Annotated in this window: 18 protein-coding genes; 13 read left to right on the top strand and 5 right to left on the bottom strand. The window is 71.9% G+C overall.

The features are described from left to right. Positions 1-64: 64 nt before the first annotated feature. Complete coding sequence (locus AB0O48_RS15950; RefSeq protein WP_365066157.1) at positions 65-619, bottom strand: beta-eliminating lyase-related protein; 555 nt, start codon at positions 617-619, stop codon at positions 65-67. Positions 620-682: 63 nt separating this feature from the next. Then, entirely contained in the window at positions 683-1501 is an 819-nt protein-coding gene (locus AB0O48_RS15945) for an MOSC N-terminal beta barrel domain-containing protein (protein WP_357239874.1), read from the bottom strand. A 217-nt stretch (positions 1502-1718) separates the two neighbouring features. On the opposite strand from AB0O48_RS15945, the gene AB0O48_RS15940 reads away from it, so the two are divergent. From AB0O48_RS15940 to AB0O48_RS15925, 4 genes are all read left to right on the top strand, one after another. After that, positions 1719-1889, top strand: a complete 171-nt coding sequence (locus AB0O48_RS15940) for a hypothetical protein (RefSeq protein WP_365066153.1) — start codon at positions 1719-1721, stop codon at positions 1887-1889. Positions 1890-2166: 277 nt separating this feature from the next. Next, on the top strand, positions 2167-2778 hold the full coding sequence (locus AB0O48_RS15935; protein WP_357240656.1) for an RNA polymerase sigma factor: 612 nt from the start codon (positions 2167-2169) through the stop codon (positions 2776-2778). After that, positions 2778-3965: a CU044_5270 family protein gene (locus AB0O48_RS15930; RefSeq protein WP_365066150.1), complete on the top strand. Its 1188-nt coding sequence runs from the start codon at positions 2778-2780 to the stop codon at positions 3963-3965. The genes AB0O48_RS15935 and AB0O48_RS15930 overlap by 1 nt, the downstream gene beginning before the upstream one ends. After that, positions 3962-7741, top strand: a complete 3780-nt coding sequence (locus AB0O48_RS15925) for a S8 family serine peptidase (RefSeq protein ID WP_365066147.1) — start codon at positions 3962-3964, stop codon at positions 7739-7741. Before AB0O48_RS15930 ends, AB0O48_RS15925 begins: the two co-directional genes overlap by 4 nt. Before the next feature lie 118 nt (positions 7742-7859). Here the strand turns inward: AB0O48_RS15925 and AB0O48_RS15920 are convergent, their stop codons facing one another. From AB0O48_RS15920 to AB0O48_RS15910, 3 genes are all read right to left on the bottom strand, one after another. Then, complete coding sequence (locus tag AB0O48_RS15920; protein ID WP_357239862.1) at positions 7860-8573, bottom strand: hypothetical protein; 714 nt, start codon at positions 8571-8573, stop codon at positions 7860-7862. 98 nt (positions 8574-8671) lie between these two features. Beyond that, the gene (locus AB0O48_RS15915; protein ID WP_357239859.1) at positions 8672-9334 is read right to left on the bottom strand and encodes a response regulator transcription factor; all 663 of its coding nucleotides are present in this window, start codon (positions 9332-9334) and stop codon (positions 8672-8674) included. Next, a complete protein-coding gene (locus AB0O48_RS15910) occupies positions 9331-10452 on the bottom strand; it encodes a sensor histidine kinase (RefSeq protein WP_357239856.1) in 1122 nt (373 codons plus the stop codon). The genes AB0O48_RS15915 and AB0O48_RS15910 overlap by 4 nt, the downstream gene beginning before the upstream one ends. 143 nt (positions 10453-10595) lie before the next feature. Between AB0O48_RS15910 and AB0O48_RS15905 the strand changes: the two genes are divergently transcribed. From AB0O48_RS15905 to AB0O48_RS15865, 9 genes are all read left to right on the top strand, one after another. Continuing rightward, positions 10596-11603: a carboxymuconolactone decarboxylase family protein gene (locus AB0O48_RS15905; RefSeq protein ID WP_357239853.1), complete on the top strand. Its 1008-nt coding sequence runs from the start codon at positions 10596-10598 to the stop codon at positions 11601-11603. Then, complete coding sequence (locus tag AB0O48_RS15900; protein WP_357239850.1) at positions 11596-12048, top strand: DUF6220 domain-containing protein; 453 nt, start codon at positions 11596-11598, stop codon at positions 12046-12048. The genes AB0O48_RS15905 and AB0O48_RS15900 overlap by 8 nt, the downstream gene beginning before the upstream one ends. Next, entirely contained in the window at positions 12045-12200 is a 156-nt protein-coding gene (locus tag AB0O48_RS15895) for a hypothetical protein (RefSeq protein WP_357240679.1), read from the top strand. Before AB0O48_RS15900 ends, AB0O48_RS15895 begins: the two co-directional genes overlap by 4 nt. Further along, positions 12175-12282 (top strand): multicopper oxidase domain-containing protein, encoded by a 108-nt coding sequence (locus tag AB0O48_RS15890; RefSeq protein WP_357239846.1) that lies wholly within the window; start codon positions 12175-12177, stop codon positions 12280-12282. The genes AB0O48_RS15895 and AB0O48_RS15890 overlap by 26 nt, the downstream gene beginning before the upstream one ends. 160 nt (positions 12283-12442) lie before the next feature. Then, positions 12443-13888, top strand: coding sequence for a non-reducing end alpha-L-arabinofuranosidase family hydrolase (locus AB0O48_RS15885; protein ID WP_357239843.1), 1446 nt, complete (start codon positions 12443-12445; stop codon positions 13886-13888). Between the two features lie 167 nt (positions 13889-14055). Then, positions 14056-14670 carry a dihydrofolate reductase family protein gene (locus AB0O48_RS15880; RefSeq protein ID WP_357239840.1) on the top strand — a complete coding sequence of 205 codons (615 nt, stop codon included), beginning with the start codon at positions 14056-14058 and terminating at the stop codon, positions 14668-14670. Between the two features lie 44 nt (positions 14671-14714). Next, a complete protein-coding gene (locus AB0O48_RS15875) occupies positions 14715-15389 on the top strand; it encodes a hypothetical protein (RefSeq protein ID WP_357239837.1) in 675 nt (224 codons plus the stop codon). A 122-nt stretch (positions 15390-15511) separates the two neighbouring features. Beyond that, positions 15512-16405 carry an SGNH/GDSL hydrolase family protein gene (locus AB0O48_RS15870; protein ID WP_357239834.1) on the top strand — a complete coding sequence of 298 codons (894 nt, stop codon included), beginning with the start codon at positions 15512-15514 and terminating at the stop codon, positions 16403-16405. Positions 16406-16504: 99 nt separating this feature from the next. Next, entirely contained in the window at positions 16505-17995 is a 1491-nt protein-coding gene (locus AB0O48_RS15865; protein WP_365066136.1) for a protein kinase, read from the top strand. Positions 17996-18004 lie beyond the last annotated feature (9 nt).

Genomic DNA, 18004 nt, shown 5'->3' with positions numbered 1-18004 from the left:
CGTAGGTGCTGTCGGCGAGGTCGGCGATCTCGCTGAGGGTGTGTGCCAGGTGTGGGGTGGATTCCTAGATTCGGGCACCGTCGACATGTACGCGGGCGCCGATGGCGCGCGCTGCGGCGGATGCGGCGGCGAGATCGTCCCAGGAGGGGAGGACGAAGCCGGCGTCGCGCAGCGGGAGTTCGATGACGACGGTGCTCACGGGTTCGGCGAGGGCGTTGATCTCCTCGGCCGTGGGGTTGCGGGGCGCGGTGGTCGGCCAGGTGCTGCGCAGACCGCTCAGGTGGGCGTAGGCATGCCGTTCGTCCATCTCCAGGTGGCCGAGCGGGTGGAGAGCGACCGTCGGGTGCCCGGTGCGGTCAGCGCCATAGCGCAGCGCGACCTGCTGGGCCATCGTGCCGGTGGGGAAGAAGACGGCGGCCTCGGTTCCCAGTAGTCCTGCCACGCGTTCTTCCAGCGCGTTCACCGGACCGTCGCCGTAGAAGTCGGGCTCACCGTCCAGATCACCGCCCGCGTCCATGTCCGCGAGCCGCTCCCTCATTGTCGTGGGCCGGATGCCGGAAAGAATCTGGTCACAGGCGCGCAGCGCGGCAAGCCGACGCTGCCTGGTGTTGGCAGACATCGGCGGATCGTCGCATGTCAGCGCAACAGGGACCAATCGGTTTTCGGCGGCGGGCAATCAGCGTCAACGAACGACCTGCCCCAGTCGGAATCGGCCTGGCTGGACGACATCGGCGTAGGTCCCGAAGCAGGCTGCCCGCCCGAGCCCGGCCACCGGGATGCGGTAGTGCCGGGCCAGGGCGCTCAGCACCGAGAGGTCAGCCGGTAGTTCGGCCTGGGAAAGCCCGGGGACGATGCACCTCGGGGTGGGCAGGACCACCCGGAGGACGACATCGCCCAGGCGAAGTTCCTGCCCCGGTTCCGGGTCACGCGGTGCGTCGATGACCAGGTTCGGACGAAACCGCGTCGCGGCCACACTGCCACCTCCCATGCGCCCACCCAGCAGAGACAGCGCGCCGGTGGTCACGATGTGAACGGCGCCGAAGTCGACGAACCGGCCCACCCGCCCCGCGCCCGCGATCGCCGTGATGGTGTCCTGACCGGGCCGGGCGCCGTCCATCCAATCGGGCACCATGCCTACGTCGTCAGGCAACGTCCGGTGCAGTCTCGCGTCGGGCGGCAACTCGCGGCTCGACCGCACCGGGCGGCCCAGGTGCTTGCTGAGCGCGGCATCTGCCGCCGCGCTTCCGGCTGGCACCGATGTGCCGTCGACGTGCAGCGTCAGGGTCGTCTCCGGGGCGTCGTCCCGCATGCTCGTGCCGACATCGAGCAGGCGCCCCCATCGTCGTGGGTGTTTGGCGCTGCCGACCGTCCCGTCGCCGCGGTCGATACAGGCCCACGTCCGGTCGCCGCGCAGACCGGTCTGCTCGACGTCGGCCGCGGTGAGTGCCTCCCCCCGGGCGCTCTTGAGCGGGTAACGCCGGATCGCGACAACCGTCTGCATGACGGTCATGCTGCCTCACCGCGTCACCACTCGGAGACGGGTGGCGCGAGGAATACCCGCTCCATGCCGGCGAGCGGGCGTTGCGGTTCGACATTCCGGTGGCCGCTAGCCGCAGACCGGCGACGGTGTTGTCGATCGCCGCCATGCCGAGGTCGTGCTGACCGGGGCGGCCTGCTCGGTGCAGTTCTCGGGGGACCGGGCGTTGATACTGCGTCTGGTGTCTGTCGGCGAGACCGACCCGTACAACGACTGGATCTGGCTCACCGGGTACGTGCTCGACGCGAAGGGGCTGGCCACGGCCAAGCGCGACCTCTACGTCCTGGGGGCCGGGTTGCGCGTCCAACGGCGTGTGCAGCCGGCGCGGTCCAGGTTGCGCGCGATGGCCTGAGAGCGTGCGGGTTCGCAACCGGCGATGGCTGCGCTCGACGTCTAAGAAGGAAGCGTGGAACCGTGCGCCAGGTGGCGGGGTTGCACGATGGATTCCGGATAGCCGTCGCCGGGCGTGAAGGGGATCGCTGTCATCGGGCGTAGAGGGGTGTCAGACGCATGACGCTCCCTGGAGGACAACGATCCATGACTGGAACCCTCTCGTGACCGGGCCACCCGTGTGTGCGGTCGCTCCCGGCTCCCGGGCCGGCACCGACCCGCCCGACGACCTCGGCGCGGTGGCCGACGTCGTCCTGATCAGGCTGTCGCGCGCCGAGCCGGAGAGGTTCGCGCTGCTCTTCGACAGGTACTACCCGGAGATCCACCGGTTCGCCGCGAACCGGCTCGGCCCGACCGCCGCCGACGACCTGGCGGCGGAGACCTTCCTGATCGCCTTCGCCAAACGGACCCGATTCGATGCGGGAGACCCCGCCGGCGACGGTGCCCCGGCCGAGCACGCACCGGGCGGGCACGTCCGGGCGTGGCTGTACGGCATCGCCACGAACCTCGTCCGCCGCCAGCGGCGTAGCGAGCAGCGGCGCTACCGGGCAATGGCCCGGGCACCGCAGGACCAGTCCGTCGTCGGTCACGACGAGCGGATCACCGCGATGGTCAGTGCGCAGAGCGTGCACCGCGATCTGGCCAGGGCACTGGCCTCACTCTCGGCCCGGGACCGGGACGTACTCCTGCTCGTCGCGCTCGGCGAACTTACCTATCACGAGGTCGCGGCAGCCCTGGAAATTCCGTACGGCACGGTCTGTTCCCGGCTCAGCCGGGCGCGTCGCAAGGTGCGCGAGGCGCTTGGCGACACCGATCCGAGCGGCCACGATCGAGACCTGGGGGACCTGTGATGGACGACGTGCGGATGATTCGCGACGTACTGGGGAAGGCTCCGGCACCGTCCGCCGAGGCGACGGCGCGGGCCCGGGCGGCCCTGCTCGTGCAGGCTCGGGCCGAATCCGTGGCGTCGCCGTGGCGTCGCCGTTTCGCAGCGGTGCGTATCCGGCCGGCGGGCCGCAGCGGCCGGCTCGGCGCCCGGTGGTGGCATGTGTCGCTCGGCGGGCTCGGCATCTCGGCTGCGGTTGCCACGGCGCTTGTCGTGCCGGCGATCCTCGGGCCGGCGACGGTTCCCGGCAGCCCGGACCCGGGTGGGGTGGGCAGCCTCCCCGCCACGGTCCCGATCGGCGACGGCGACGACGCCGGGACGGTGCTGCGGCTGGTCGCCGCGAACGCCCGGCTCGACCGGGCCGCCGAGGCCCGGCCGGGGCAGTTCATCTACCGGGTGGGCGAGGAACGGTCCCTGTCGCTGATCGGCGATATCGACGGCGCCGGGCCGCTGGCCAGGGTCTGGCTGGCTCGCCGGCACGAGATGTGGTCCGCCGTGGAGGGCCTGCGGTCGGCGCGGACGCGCATCACCGAGGGGGTCAGCCGTACCCCGCTGACCCCGGCCGACGCCAAGCTCGCCCGCGAACTCGGGTACGACCTGACCGCACCGCCGGAGGTCGAGGAGTACGGGCCGGCGCCCGACTACCAGCCGCCCGCCGACTGTGCGAGCTGCCCGGCGGTCCGGGACCCGGGCGACGTGTACCGGCCGACGCCGGCGTACCTGGCGAGCCTGCCGACCGATCCGGCCCGGCTACTGGCCACCCTGCGGGAGGCGGTCGGCGACCAGAACAAGCACTCTCCCGACGGACAGGTCTTCACCAGGGTCCTGGACCTGCTCCGGGAGGTCGCCCCGATCGTGCCTCCCGACGTTCGGGCGGCCCTCTACCAGGCGGTCGCACTGATTCCCGGAGTCGAACGGGTCGAGGGCCGGGTCGAACTGGCTGGTCGGCAGGGTGTCGCGATCGGCCGCGACGGTGAGTCGACCGGCAACGATGCCCAGCGGGAGGAACTGGTCTTCGACGCCGCGGGGCGTGAACTGCTCGGCTTCCGTTCGGTGCAGATCCGGACGGAGCGCGGCATCCCGGCCGGGACCGTGGTGGCAGTAGAGGTGCCCACGTTCACCATCGTCGACCGGGTCGGTGAGGTCCGATGACCGCCGGGAGAGGCTGGTTCCGGGTCGGCGGTGGACGGCGACTACTGGCCGTCGCACTGTCCGTGGCGTCGCTCCTCACGGTTGTGCCGTCGTACGCGGCGGCCGGTGCCCCTTCCGCCGGGCCGACGCGGGCAGTCGGCGACGGCGCGACGGCCGGTGCCGGGCGGGGCGTGCCGAGGACCGCCGGCACGGTGACGCTGATAACCGGGGACGTGGTCCGGCTGGATCCGGAGGGCGAACCCTCGGTTGCGCCGGCTGCCGGGCGGGACGGGACCGCTCCGGTCCGGCCCCGGGCCGTCTCGTACGCCCGCTACCAGCGTGACGGCGCCTGGTACGTGGTCCCCACCGACGCCGTACCCCTGCTCCGGGCGGACCTGCTCGACGAGCGGCTGTTCGACGTCACCGGCCTGTTGGCGCAGGGCTACGACGACAACGCCAGTCCGGTGCTGCCGTTGCTGGTCCAGTACGCCGACCCCGGCCAGGCCCGGCGGGCGGTCCCGTTGGCGGGAACGGGGGCCCGCCGGGTGCTGCCCGGGTTGAACCTGACCGCGAACGACCAGCCGAAGGCGACGGGTGCCCGGTTCTGGGCGGACCTGGTCCGCCAGGCGAACCCGGCGGCCCGGAGCATCCGCGGCGGCGTCCGGAAGGTGTGGTTGAACGCCCGTTACCGGGCGAGCCTGCATCGGAGCGTGCCGCAGATCGGCGCACCCACGGCGTGGCAGGCGGGCTACACCGGCAGGGGTGTCACGGTCGCGGTCCTCGACTCCGGGTACGACACCGACCATCCGGACCTGGCCGGTCGGGTGTCGGCGGCGCAGGACTTCACCGGGACGGGGAGCGTCGAGGACCGGTTCGGCCACGGCACCCACGTGGCGGCGACCGTCGGGGGCTCGGGGGCGGCCGGTCGGCATCGCGGTGTCGCCCCGGACGCGAAGCTGGCGGTGGGCAAGGTGCTCGACGACTCCGGCGATGGATCCGAGGAGTGGATTCTCGCCGGCATGGAATGGGCGGCCACGAAGGCCGGTGCGAAGGTGGTGAACCTGAGCCTCGGCGGCGGCCCGAGCGACGGCACCGACCCGGTCAGCCAGGCGGTCGACCGGCTCAGCGCGGATCACGGCACCCTCTTCGTGGCCGCCGCCGGCAACCGGGGGGCGTACGCGCCGGTGTCGGCTCCGGCCAGCGCCAACGCCGCCCTCGCGGTCTCCAGTGTGGACCCCGCCGATCGGATCAGTGAGTTCTCCAGCCGGGGACCCCGGGTCTGGGACGGGGCACCGAAACCCGAGCTGGCCGCGCCGGGGGAGGCGATCCTGGCCGCCCGGGCGACCGGGGCGTACCCGGGGATCGCCGGCCACCCCGACCACGTGCCGCTCTCCGGCACCTCGATGGCCGCACCGCACGTCGCCGGGGCGGCGGCGATCCTCGCGCAGCGGCACCCCGAGTGGACCGGTGCGCAGCTCAAGGCGGCCCTGGTCGGCGCCGCCGCGCCGGCCCGGGAGTCCCGGGTCTTCGACGTCGGCGCCGGTCGGATCGACGTGGCCCGGGCTGTCACCCAGCCGGTGCGGGCCGAGGTGGCGTCCCTCGCCATGGATCTGCCCTGGGGGGCGCCGGGCGGCACCCGGCAACTGACCTACCGCAACGACGGGTCGACGCCTGTCACGCTGCGGCTGGCGCTGAGCCTGGCCGACACCGCCGGCCAGCCGGCCCCGCCGCAGCTGGCCACGCTCGGCGCGACGACCCTCACCGTGCCGGCCCGGGGCAGCGCCGCCGTCCCGGTGCGGATCGCCGGGCGGCAGCGGGCCGGGACGTACGGCGGGGTCGTGGTCGCCACCGCCGGTGAGACAAGCGTCCGCACCCCGGTCGGGGTGCGGCAGGCCACCGAGACGCACGAGGTCACCGTCCGACTGCTGGACCAGCAGGGCCGGCCCAGCGACAGCGGCACCACGATGGTCGTCGGCATCGACGCCCAGAACGCCGGTTTCCGGGACTTCGTGTCGGGATCGGGTTCGGTGTCGGTGCCCGCCGGGCGGTACGCCCTGCTGTCCAGCGTCGATCTGCCGCCACCGCCGAACGGCGGGCTCCGGACCGCCGTACTCGGTTATCCGGGTCTGACGCTTGCCGACGACACCACGGTGACCCTGGACGCCCGGTGGGCCCGGGCGGTACCGCTGGGCGTGGCCGACCAGCCGGCCGCGACCGAGGGGCTGCGCGAGATCGTCATCGGCGGGCGGTGGTCCGGCGACCCGACCAACACCGGCATGGGGAACATCGTCGAACCGGGCTTCGGCGAGGTGCTGGTGGGCAGCGCACCCGGGGTGAGCGCGGAGGAGTTCAGCCTCACCGACATGGCGGTTCTGGAACGGCCGATGCTGCAACTGTCGGCGACCGCACCGGAACGGTTCCCGGTTCGGGTCGGCTGGCTCTGGAAGCCCGGGCCGACACCACCCTTCGAGGGGACCGCGCGACTTCCGGTCGTCCGGCTCGTGGTCGGTCCGACCGGCGAACTGCCCGACGTGGACGTGGCAGACGCGCTCGCCGTGCTCACCTCAGCTAATGACGAGGCGGAACCGTTCGCGCTGGCCCCGGTGGTACGCCAGCTCCAGCAGCGGGGCGCCCGGATGGTGTTGCTGGCGACCGGGCAGTTCGGTTGGGCGGGCGAGCCACTCGCCCTGCCGACCATCAGCTCGGGACCCGGATACCCGGGGATCGACCGATTCGTCGAACTCGCCGGTGCGGGGACACTCACCGCGACCGTGACCGGGCAGGCGGTCAGTCCATACCGCTACCAGCTTGGCTACCAGGTTCGGGGCGGGATCCCGGCGGACCTGGCGTACCGGCCGACGACCGGGGAACTGGCCGCCGTCCCGACCAGCTACCACGACGCGGGCGAGGGGGTACGGCAGGTCCGCGCGAGTCTCCGGCTTGGCGACGAGTACCACGGGTTGTTTGCGTCGAGCCCGGTGTTCGCGCCACTGCGACGTACCGAGTACTACACGCCGGGCAGTTGGCGAATCTCGCTCGGAAACGACATCTTCCCGGCGGTGGCGAGGACGGAGCTGAGGCTGCGGCCGGGAGCCAACCCGGCGACCAGTTGGGATAAGGCGGTGTTGGGGCCGGCGTTGACCGGGCCGACCGTGGACAACGTCGGCAAGCCGTGGGTGAGCCGACAGGGGGACGTTGTCGACGTGATGTTGCCGATGTTCAGCGACTCCAGCGGCCATCCGAGACCCGTTGACGCGTTCGATGACGGCACCACGGGCAGCACCAGCCTGTACCGGAACGGGCAGCTTCTCGGCACCGTCGCCGAGCCCGGCCGGGGGCAGTTCGCCGTACCGGCCGCAGCGGCGACGTACCGGCTCACCGCCTCGGCGACGCACCACTCGCCGACCTGGCGGTCGAGCACGACGGTCAGCGGGTCGTGGACCTTCCGGTCCGCCACGGTATCGGGCCGGCAGCCACTGCCGCTGCTGGGAATGCTCCTCGACGCACCTGTCGACCTGCGCAACACCGTGTCGGTCGGTGACCGCCGACCGGTGCGGATGTCGGTGCACCGGCAGGGCGGGGTGGCCGGGCGGCCGGTGGTGACGGTGACTGTCGCCGCCTCGTACGACGACGGCCGGAGCTGGCACGCGGTGCCGGTCAGCCGGGACGGTGAAGGCTGGCTGGCGCTGGTGCCACACCGCCGTGCCGGTCACGTGTCGCTGCGGGCGAACGCCGCCGACGCGGACGGCAACGCGGTGGAGCAGACGGTGCTCCGGGCGTACCGGGTCGGCGGCTAACGCGGTGGGTGGGGATTCCGTCGGTGCGGAATCCCCACCGTCTCCGGCCCGATACCCCGTGGGCAACGGGCCGTACGCGAACGGACTCGCTGGCAGGTCACGTAACGCCCGGGGGTGTTCAGACCAGGAACTCCTCCCGCATCCGCGCGCCCAGGTTGATGCCGCCGACGGCCCGTGGCCCGGCCGGATCGTGCACGGCGACCGTGTTGTTGCGGCGCATCAGCTCACGGACGGCGGGCGGCAGTCGCGGCGGGTCGTCCATGGCCACGAGGACCTGCCCGGCACTGGAGATCAGCCCATCGGCCAGGGCGGCGGCGTCGGTGTCCACCCGCACCCGGCCGTACTCCCAGCCGGCGGTGGTCAGGTCGAGCACCTCGAACACCCGGGTCAGCAGCGGGTTCGGGTCGGTCACCCGGTCGAGCCGGGGCGCCCGACTGCCGACCACCGTGACAGCGGCGGCCACCTGCGCGTACGGGTGGAAGCCGGACGGCAGTGCGAACAGCGGCCAGCGCAGCGCGGGACCGGCCTCCTTCCACAGCGGCCGGTAGTTGCGGCGGTGCACTAGCAGCCGCCGGCCCGTTCGTCGGTGGATCTCCTGTGCCTGGGACTGCAGGTCCACATGCGCCTCGTCGGCGACCTGACCCACGATCTGGGCTGCCACCACCAGGCCGTCGTCGCTGTCCAGCGTCGCGGTGAGCGCCTCGACCTGCTCGGTGAACCGGATCCGCGCGTGGGGGCCGTACCGGTGCTGCACGTCGCGGAGCAGCGCCTGCTGTCGTGCCGGATCGAGCTGGACGCGCCTTCCGCCCAGCAACCGCCGGAGCCAACGCATGTCGCCTCGTTTCAGCAGAGCCGTCGTCGGTCGGCGGCAATGCTAGTGCGTCGGCCCCACCCCGTGTGCCTTCGGGTGCCCTCGAAGCGCGTTGACGATCATCGACGACGCGGCGTGACAAGCCCCGACTCGTACGCCCACACGACAAGTTGGGCGCGGTCACGGCAGTGCAGCTTCGCCATCGCCCGATTCACATGTGTCTTGGCGGTCAACGGGCTGATCACCATCCGCGCGGCGATCTCGTCGTTGGTCAGCCCGCCCGCGACCAGCTCGACGATCTCCCGCTCGCGAGGGGTGAGCACGTCCCGCCCCGCCGCCGGCTCGGCCGGCGGTGGGCCGGACACGAACTCGCTGATCAGCGTCCGCGTGACGGCCGGCCCGAGCAGTGCGTCGCCGCGGGCCACGACGGCGATGGCCTGTAGCAGGTCGGCGGGGTCCGCGTCCTTGAGCAGGAAACCGCTGGCACCCGCGCGCAGGGCGGCGAAGACGTAGGAGTCGAGCCCGTAATTGGTGACGATGAGGACGTGGACCGCGGCGAGGTCCGGGTCGGCGGCGATGCGGCGGGTGGCTTCGATACCGTCGAGCCCTGGCATCTGCACGTCCATGAGCACCACGTCCGGGCGCAGACGCCGCGACAGGTGGACGGCGGCGGCACCGTCGCTGGCCTCGCCGACGAGCTCCAGGTCGTCCTCCGCGTCGAGCAGAGCGCGGAAGCCGGCGCGCATCAGCGCCTGATCGTCGGCGAGCAGGACCCGGATCACGCGGGCTCCAGCGGGAACGTGGCCCGTACCGTGAAACCGTCATCGTCGGCGGCGGCACGCAGGGTGCCGCCCAGCCCGCTCACCCTTTCCCGCATGCCACGCAGCCCCACGCCGGGTGTCACCGGGTGAGCCGGTGCTGCCCGGCCGTCGTCGGCGACCGAGATGGTGAGCTGCGCCGGGGCGTACTCGACGTGGACGTGCGCGGTGGCGGGGCCGGCGTGGCGGGCCACGTTGGTCAGCGCCTCCTGGATGACCCGATAGCCGGCCTGGTCGACCTCGTCGGGCAGCTCCCGGGGCTGACCGGCGACGTCCACCCGCACCGGCACGCCAGCCGCCCTGGTCCGCTCGGCCAGCTCGTCGACCCGGGCCAGCCCCACGCGGTCCTCGTCGGCGGGTGAACGCAGGACGTGAAGCGTGGTGCGCAGCTCCCGCATCGCGGCGCCGCTGGCCTCCTGGATCGCCAGCAGGGTGGCCGACGGCTGCTCGCCGTGTTTGCGGGCGAGGTGCACGGCGATCCCGGCCTGCACCTTGATCACCGAGATGCTGTGGGTCAGGGAGTCGTGCAGGTCGCGGGCGATACGCAGGCGCTCCTCCCCGGCGCGGCGCAACGCCATCTCCTCGCGGGTGCGTTCGGCCTCGATCGCCCGCTGCTCGACCTGCTCCAGGTACGCCCGGCGCTGCCGCGCCACGAGCCCCGCGATGTTGGCCGCCACGAACCAGCCAAGCATCAGGGCCGTCCAATCGACGATCAGCCGGGCGGGACCGGTGGTCGGCCTCGACCAGATGTCCCGGGCGAGGAACCCACCGAGGAAGGCGAAACTGGCGGTGGCGGCGGCCAGTCGGTGCCCCCGCCAGCCGGCGACGTACACCGCGCCGAGCACGGGGAACGCGGCGGAGACCCCCGGACGCACCCGGATGTGGACGGCCAGCATGGCGGCGGTGACGACGCCCAGCGCCACCACCGGATACCGCCGGCACGCCGCCACGGCTACCGCCATGGCCACCACCAGGGCGACATCGAGCGCCCCGACCGTGGCGTCCGGGGTGAGCGCGGCGTTGCCGAGCAGGAGGGCACCGAGGACCAGGCCACCGAGGGCGTACGGCAGGTCGCGACGCATTGTCGAACTGTAGAACGGGTTGTCCGGGTGGGGCATCCACCGACCGCGGTAACCGGACGTACCGCGGACGCGGTAGCGCCGCCCGGTCAAGTGTCTGCGACGGCACGACGTTTTCCCAGCTCGCCGGCACCAGCATCAAGTCCATGACATACCGCTTCACCACCCCAGTGAAAGCCTCGGCCGCGACCGGCCGGACCGCGGAGGTCTACCGGCAGATGTCGGACGACTTCGTCGGGCCACTGCCCACCTTCCAGGTGCTCGCCGCCGTGCCGGAGGTGCTGGCCGCGACCTGGGCACTGATGCGCGAGGCCCTGCTCGCCGGGGACGCGTCCCGGGTCGAGCGCGAACTCGTCGCGGCGGCGGTGTCCCAAGCCAACCGCTGTCAGTTCTGTGTCGACGCCCATGCGATGCTGCTGCACGCGCTGGGCGAGCCGAAGCTCGCCGAGGCCGTCGTCCGGGACGGGACACCGACCGGGGCACGGCATGCCGAGCTCGTCGGTTGGGCGCGGGCGAGCCGCAGCCCCAGGGCCACCGGCTGGACCAGCCCGTACCGCCCGGAGATCACCGGCACCCTGCTCGCCTTCCACGTCATCAACCGGATCGTGTCCGCGTTGCTCGAACCCGACCTGCTCCCCGGCGGACTGCAACGCTCCCCAGTGGTGCGGTCGGTCGGCGGCTGGCTCGCCGCCAGGGCGGCCCGGGAACCGAAGGAACCCGGCCGAAGTCTCGCGCTCCTGGACGCCGGCACGACGGCGTCACCCGGTTGGGCGGGGGACAGCCCGGTCGGCGTCGCGTATGCGGCCCTGACGGACGCCGCCGGGCGCGGCGGGGACCTGCTGGGCGACGTGGCACGCCAGACCGTCACGGCCACCGTGCGGTGGGAGGACGGGCGGTTCCCGGCCCGGCCCGCGGACTGGGCCGTCGACCTGGTCCGGGACGTACCGGGTGCCGACCGCGTCGGTACGCGGATCGCCCTGCTGGCGGCGTTCGCGCCCAGCGCGATAAGCGTCGGTGACGTCGCTCTCTGGCGGCTCTCCCATCCCGCCGACGCCGACCTCGTGCGGCTTGTCGCGTTCGGGGCGATCACCGCCACCGAGCACATCGCCCAGGCACTGACCTCGACGCACCCTCTGGGAGACCACCATGCGTAAGGCATTCGTCATCAGCAGCGCCCTGTTGCTCGTCTCCTTCGTCCTGCAGTTCCTCTTCGCCGCCGTGGGCGGGTTCGCCAGACCCGGGGGCGACGACGCGTACGTTCTGCACAGCGTCAACGGCATGGCGGTCATCCCGGCCCTCACCCTGCTCACCGCGCTGTGCGCGGCACTGGCCAGGGCGTCGGGCCGGCTCATCGGGTTGGCGCTTCTGCCGATCGGTCTGGTCGTCGTGCAGGCGCTCCTCGCCATGATCGCCAACGCGGCCACCGACGCCGCGGGCGTCAGCACCCCGCTCGGCCCGATCATCGCTGGGCTGCACGCCCTCAACGGGATCATCGCGGTACACGTCGTGGTCGCCGTCCTCCAGGGGGCACGGAAGCTGTCCGACCCTGAGTCGGCCGACTCCACCGGCGCCGTCGTCCGCAGCGGAGAGCCGGCATGACCACCGGCTCGCTGCTCGCGGTCGATCTCGTGCTCGCGGTCCTCGTGACCGCCGGTTGGCTGGGCGGCGCGGCCGGCGGCCGGCAGTCTGCTGTGGCGGGACTCGTTCGACGTCCGGCCGGGGGAGGTGTGGGAGGTGGCGTTCCGGGCTGACAACCCGCGGGTATGGGCCAACCACTGCCACAACCTGGCGCACGCCGACGCCGGCATGACGACGCACCTCAGGTACTCGTGATCCGCCGGACGGCACCGGGGATCGAAGGTTGTGAGTTCAAGGTTGAGGGTATGGGAGCGCTCCCGTAACATACCTGTCGCGGCCTGTTAACGCTCACAAACGCGACCGCGCCAGCGACCGCCGCCAATGCATGGCCGCCGTCCCCTCAGGAAGGTGCTCTATGACCAGATCCAGATTCACCAATGTCGGTCTGGCGTCGGCCGGCGTTGCCCTGCTCGTGTCGGCGACGGTTGTCGCGGCGCTGCCGGCCGGTGCCGCAGCGGCCGGCTGCTCGGTGAACTACGCCGTCTCGTCGCAGTGGCAGGGCGGCTTCGGCGCCAACGTGGCGATCACCAACCTGGGTGATCCGGTGACAAGTTGGACGTTGACGTGGTCGTACGCGGCCGGGCAGACCGTCACTCAGTCGTGGAACACGTCGCTGACGCAGAGCGGCTCCGCGGTCACCGCGAGGAACGTGAGCTACAACGGCTCGATCGGCACCAACGCCACGGTGTCGTTCGGTTTCAACGGATCGTGGACGGGCAGCAACCCCGCGCCGACAAGCTTCGCCCTGAACGGCGTGACGTGCGGTGATGGCACGCCGCCGACGACCCCGCCGCCGACGAGCCCGCCCCCGACGAGCCCGCCCCCGACGAGCCCGCCGCCGACCACTCCGCCACCCACGACGCCGCCTCCGACGACCCCGCCGCCCACCCCGTGCGACCTTCCCTCGACGTACCGCTGGTCGTCGAGTGGCGTGTTGGCGACTCCGAAGTCGGGTTGGGTGTCGCTCAAGGACTTCACCGTCGCGCCCTACAACGGTCAGCAGTTGGTCTACGCCACCACGCACGACTTCGGGGACCGCTGGGGTTCGATGAACTTCAGCCTCTTCAACAACTACTCGCAGATGGCCTCGGCCACCCAGACCGGGATGAACTCGGGGACCGTCGCGCCGTCGTTGTTCTACTTCGCGCCGAAGAACATCTGGGTGCTCGCCTACCAGTGGGGTGGACCGGCGTTCTCGTACCGGACCTCGACCAACCCGACCAACCCGAACGGCTGGTCGGCGCCGCAGACGCTGTTCACCGGGAGCATCACCGGTTCGGGCACGGGGCCGATCGACCAGGCGCTCATCGCCGACGACACGAACATGTACCTGTTCTTCGCCGGCGACAACGGCAAGATCTACCGGGCCAGCATGCCGATCGGGAACTTCCCCGGCAACTTCGGCAGCAGTTACACGACCATCATGAGTGACACACAGAACAACCTGTTCGAGGCTCCGCAGGTCTACAAGCTGAAGGGTCTGAACAAGTACCTCATGATCGTCGAGGCGATCGGCTCGACCGGCCGCTACTTCCGCTCGTTCACGGCGACCAGCCTCAACGGTACGTGGACGCCGCAGGCCGCGACGCAGAGCAACCCGTTCGCCGGCAAGGTCAACAGTGGTGCCACCTGGACCAACGACATCAGCCACGGTGAGCTGCTGCGCACCAACGCCGACCAGACGATGACGGTCGACGCCTGCAACCTCCAGTTGCTCTACCAGGGTCGTTCCCCCAGCTCCGACGGCGTCGACTACGGCCTCCTGCCGTACCGGCCGGGTCTGCTCACCCTCCAGCGCTGACACTCCTGATCCCGGGCGGGCTCGGCGAAACGCCGAGCCCGCCCACCCCGTCCGCCGGCACGGGCGCGAAACGCCGAAGTCTTCATGAGGGGCGGACGCTGACGGGAGAGTTTGGGATGATGCGCCGGTCTACCTGCGACATCACCTGAGCTGAAGGGTTTTCCGCGATGGCAAAGGTCATCTCCACACTGTTCATCTCGGCCGACGGGGTGGCCGAGATCGACCCCGACTGGCACTTCCCGTACTTCGACGAGAACATGGGCCGCGCCGTCACCGAGGACTACGAGACCGCCGACGTGCTGCTGATCGGCCGGGAGACCTACGACAGCTTCGCCGGCGCCTGGCCCGAGCGTGAGGCCGCGGGCGGGGAGGACGCACCGTTCGCCAAGCAACTCGGGGACGTGCGCAAGGTCGTCGTGTCGCGCCAACCGCTGGAGTTCTCCTGGCGCAACTCCGAGCTGATCGCCGGTGACCTCGTTGGTGCCGTCACGTCGCTCAAGGCCGATGACGGGGTACGCGGCATCCTCGTCCCCGGGTCCATCTCCGTCGTGCAGCAGCTGCTGGCCGCGGGGCTCGTCGACGAGCTGCGCCTGCTGGTGCATCCGGTGGCGGCGCGGAAGGGCCGCAAGCTGTTCGACGAGGGTGACACGGCGTACCACCTGCGGGTGGTGGCGACCGAGGCGTTTCCGACGGGCGTGCTGCGCGTGATCTACGCGCCGGCTGCGGCACCGGGGAAGGCCGGCTACGACGACGTCAGGGACCAGGTGCCGGCCGGGCAGTAGCCACCGTCGCGGGAACGTCGTAGGCCCGTGTGACGATCGTCGTCGTGACTGGATGGACACACAACGACCGCCCCGAGGGCGCCCGGTTCCTGACCGATCGGATCCCCGAGCCGGGGCGCACCGCGATCGAGGACGCGCTCTGGGCCTGGATCGTTCGGGGGGTGACCGACGCCGACGAGTTCGTCCACGTCTTCGACGACGAGGACGAGCGTTGCGGCGCTACCGGCGAGGAGCTCGCCGCGGCGTACACGAAGGCGTTGGCTGCTCGGCAGGAGCAGCAGCGGGGGTGGGGTGAGGTGCGCGGCAATCTCACCCGCGCCTTCGCCGAGCTCAACGAGTTGGGTGTGGTTGCCCGGGAGGACTTCGGCTGTTGTGGCAGCTGCGCGAGCGCCGAGATCGATGACGAGTGTGACGAGTCCCGGCACTGGCACGGCTATCTCTTCTACCACCAGCAGGACACCGGGTGGTTGGTCGCCAGCGAGGACGGGGAGGTCTACCTCGGCTACGGCGCCTACCCGACTGTCGGCTTCGACGAGGCCGCCTTCGCCGAGCTGCCGGAGGCCGAGCAGCAGGCCAGCTACCGGGCCGACCTGGATCACCTGCTGGACGACATCGTGTTCCCGGTGCTGCGCAGGCACGGCATGCGGGTCGAGTGGGATCGCGACCCCGCCCGGCGGATCCGGGTCACCGGCGCCCAGTGGTACGCGCCCCTGGTCTGAGCACCACCGCGCCATCCCACACCTCGGAACGTCAATTAATGAGGGTCATCAATATTGACGTTCGTCGTCGTCGGCGACAGGATCTCGGCACCACCACCCCCGTGATCCCTCTGGGAGGCGTCATGACCCGTCCCCGCCTGCCCCGCCTGCGGGCAGCCACCCGGCTGGCCGCACTCACCCTGGCCGCCGCCGGCGTGCTGCTCACCGTCGCCACACCCGCCAGCGCCGCCGTCCCCGCCGGCCGGTACGTCGCGCTCGGCGACTCGTACACCTCAGGTCCGCTCATCCCCACCCAGGTCGACCTGAACTGTCTGCGCTCCAACCGCAACTACCCGTCACTGGTGGCCGCCGCCGCGGGCTCGTCGTCGGTCGCCGACGTGAGCTGCTCCGGCGCCACCACCGACGACATCCTCTACGGGGGCAGCGGCGCGTTGGGCGGCACGCTGCCACCGCAGCTCAGCGCGGTCACCTCCACCACGGCCCTGGTGACGGTGCAGATCGGCGGCAACGACATCGGCTTCTCCGGCATCATCGGCGAATGCGCGGAGGCGAGCCTCAGCAGCCCCCTCGGGTCACCGTGCAAAAACCGCTACACCGCCGGAGGCGTCGACCAGTTGCAGGCACGGATCACCGCCGCCACGCCGAAGGTGACGGCCGTGTTGCAGGCGGTCCGGCAGGCCGCGCCGAACGCGCGGGTCGTGGTCCTCGGGTACCCGGCGATTCTGCCGGACAGCGGTTACGGCTGCTGGCCGGTCGTTCCGATCGCCTACCAGGACGTGCCGTACCTGCGCGGCGTCGAGAAGTCGCTGAACGCGATGCTGGCGAGCACGGCGACCGCCAACGGCGCCACCTACGCCGACGTCTACGCCCCGTCCATCGGGCGCGACGCGTGCAAGAGCAGCGGCACCCGGTGGATCGAGGGGCTGGTGCCACAGAACTCGGCCGCCCCCTTCCACCCGAACGCCCGAGGTGAACAGGGCATGGCAACCGCCCTGCTCAACAGCCTGAACAGCTGACCGCTCGAAACCGGGCGACCCGGCCCCGTCGCGCCGCGACGGGGCCGGCGTCGGCGATCGGGTGCTTGGGATCGGCGGATCCGGGGTACCGGAGGTCTCATGCCGGATATGGGGCAACTCGTCGGAGACCGTTACCGCCTGGTCGAAAGCATCGCCAGCGGCGGTATGGGGGACGTCTGGCGGGCCGTCGACGAAACCCTGGACCGCTGTGTGGCGGTCAAGATGCTGCAGGCCCGGTTGGTCAGCGACGCCGGCTTCGGCGAGCGGTTCCGCCGCGAGGCGCGCGCGATGGCGGCCCTGCGTCACCCCGGTGTCGCCCAGGTCTACGACTACGGCGAGGTGTCCCGGTCCGGAGAGCCGGTCCTCGCCTACATCGTGATGGAGTGTGTGCAGGGGCAACCCCTGTCGGAGCGGATCGCCGAGGTCGGCCGGCTGGACGTGGCCGAGACGATGTCGATCGTCGCGCAGACCGCCCGTGCCCTCCAGGCCGCCCATGACGCCGGGGTCGTCCATCGTGACGTCAAACCCAACAACCTGATCATTGAGCCGGACGGGCACGTCGTACTCGTTGATTTCGGGGTTGCCGTGACCTCGGAGGCGGCGAGCCTGACCGGGACGAACCAGGTCGTCGGCACCGCCCTGTACATGGCACCGGAGCAGGTCTCGAAGAACGAGACGACGCCGGCGATCGACATCTACGCGCTGGGGGCGGTCGCCTACCACTGCCTCGCCGGTCGGCCCCCGCACCAGGGCGAGAACGCCGTCGCGGTGGCACTGCGGCACCTGGAGGAGGAACCCGCGCCGCTGCCCGACGGCATCCCGGCGGCGGTCCGGCGGTTGGTGGCCACCGCGATGGCCAAGGACCCCTCCCGCCGATTCCCGTCGGCGGCGGACCTGGCCATCGCGGCGCAGCCCTTCGCGGGCGCCTCCGCGGAGGTGCTCCGGGCCGCCACCGAGGTGACGGCGATCCAGGCCGGTGTGGCACACCCGGCCGTGCGGCGGCCCGGTGTCGGTGCCGCGCCGAGTCGGGCGACCGGCCCTGGACCTCGGACGCTCGCGGTGCTGTTCGGCGCGTTGGCCGCCGGGGCTGCCGTACTGGTGCTCGCCGATCCCACCGGGATGACGTCCGGCCCGACCGGGCGACCCTCGACGCCTCCCGCGGTGCCGCGCTCGGTGGCGCCGCAGGGAGACCCCGGCCCCGGTGGCGGCGGTGGCCAACCGGCCACGAACAGTTCCGCCGGCGTGCCGGTTCGCGCCTCCGGATCTCCGACCCCGACGGCCTCCCGTCCCGCCGGCGCGGGGCCGGCAGGGCAGTCCGCACCGCCAGCCGACAGCGGGGCGGATGCCTCCACCCCCGCCACGTCCGAGAGCGCCGACGCGGAACCGACGGCGGATCCGACGGACGGACCGACGGCGGCACCGACGAAGGAGTCGACGGGCAAGCCGACGGAGGAGTCGACCGGCGGGCCGGCGGAAGAGTCGACGCAGGGGCCGACGGAGGACCCGTCCGGGGAAGCCGGGGAGGACCCGTCCGAGGGACCGACGGTGGGGGAGTCGGCAGCCGGCGGCACCACGGCGCCGCAGGGCTGACCGACGACG

It is taken from the genome of Micromonospora sp. NPDC085948 (assembly GCF_040686315.1).
GTDB lineage: Bacteria > Actinomycetota > Actinomycetes > Mycobacteriales > Micromonosporaceae > Micromonospora.
The sequence above is the reverse complement of the archived record's forward strand: the minus strand, read 5'-3'. Positions and strand labels throughout refer to the sequence as shown.

Excerpts from the sequence above, each read along its gene's own strand:
- AB0O48_RS15950 (WP_365066157.1), bottom strand. The coding sequence starts at position 619 with ATGTCTGCCAACACCAGGCAGCGTCGGCTTGCCGCGCTGCGCGCCTGT.
- AB0O48_RS15945 (WP_357239874.1), bottom strand. The coding sequence starts at position 1,501 with ATGCAGACGGTTGTCGCGATCCGGCGTTACCCGCTCAAGAGCGCCCGG.
- AB0O48_RS15930 (WP_365066150.1), top strand. The coding sequence starts at position 2,778 with ATGGACGACGTGCGGATGATTCGCGACGTACTGGGGAAGGCTCCGGCA.
- AB0O48_RS15925 (WP_365066147.1), top strand. The coding sequence starts at position 3,962 with ATGACCGCCGGGAGAGGCTGGTTCCGGGTCGGCGGTGGACGGCGACTA.
- AB0O48_RS15920 (WP_357239862.1), bottom strand. The coding sequence starts at position 8,573 with ATGCGTTGGCTCCGGCGGTTGCTGGGCGGAAGGCGCGTCCAGCTCGAT.
- AB0O48_RS15910 (WP_357239856.1), bottom strand. The coding sequence starts at position 10,452 with ATGCGTCGCGACCTGCCGTACGCCCTCGGTGGCCTGGTCCTCGGTGCC.
- AB0O48_RS15905 (WP_357239853.1), top strand. The coding sequence starts at position 10,596 with ATGACATACCGCTTCACCACCCCAGTGAAAGCCTCGGCCGCGACCGGC.
- AB0O48_RS15900 (WP_357239850.1), top strand. The coding sequence starts at position 11,596 with ATGCGTAAGGCATTCGTCATCAGCAGCGCCCTGTTGCTCGTCTCCTTC.
- AB0O48_RS15895 (WP_357240679.1), top strand. The coding sequence starts at position 12,045 with ATGACCACCGGCTCGCTGCTCGCGGTCGATCTCGTGCTCGCGGTCCTC.
- AB0O48_RS15885 (WP_357239843.1), top strand. The coding sequence starts at position 12,443 with ATGACCAGATCCAGATTCACCAATGTCGGTCTGGCGTCGGCCGGCGTT.
- AB0O48_RS15880 (WP_357239840.1), top strand. The coding sequence starts at position 14,056 with ATGGCAAAGGTCATCTCCACACTGTTCATCTCGGCCGACGGGGTGGCC.
- AB0O48_RS15870 (WP_357239834.1), top strand. The coding sequence starts at position 15,512 with ATGACCCGTCCCCGCCTGCCCCGCCTGCGGGCAGCCACCCGGCTGGCC.
- AB0O48_RS15865 (WP_365066136.1), top strand. The coding sequence starts at position 16,505 with ATGCCGGATATGGGGCAACTCGTCGGAGACCGTTACCGCCTGGTCGAA.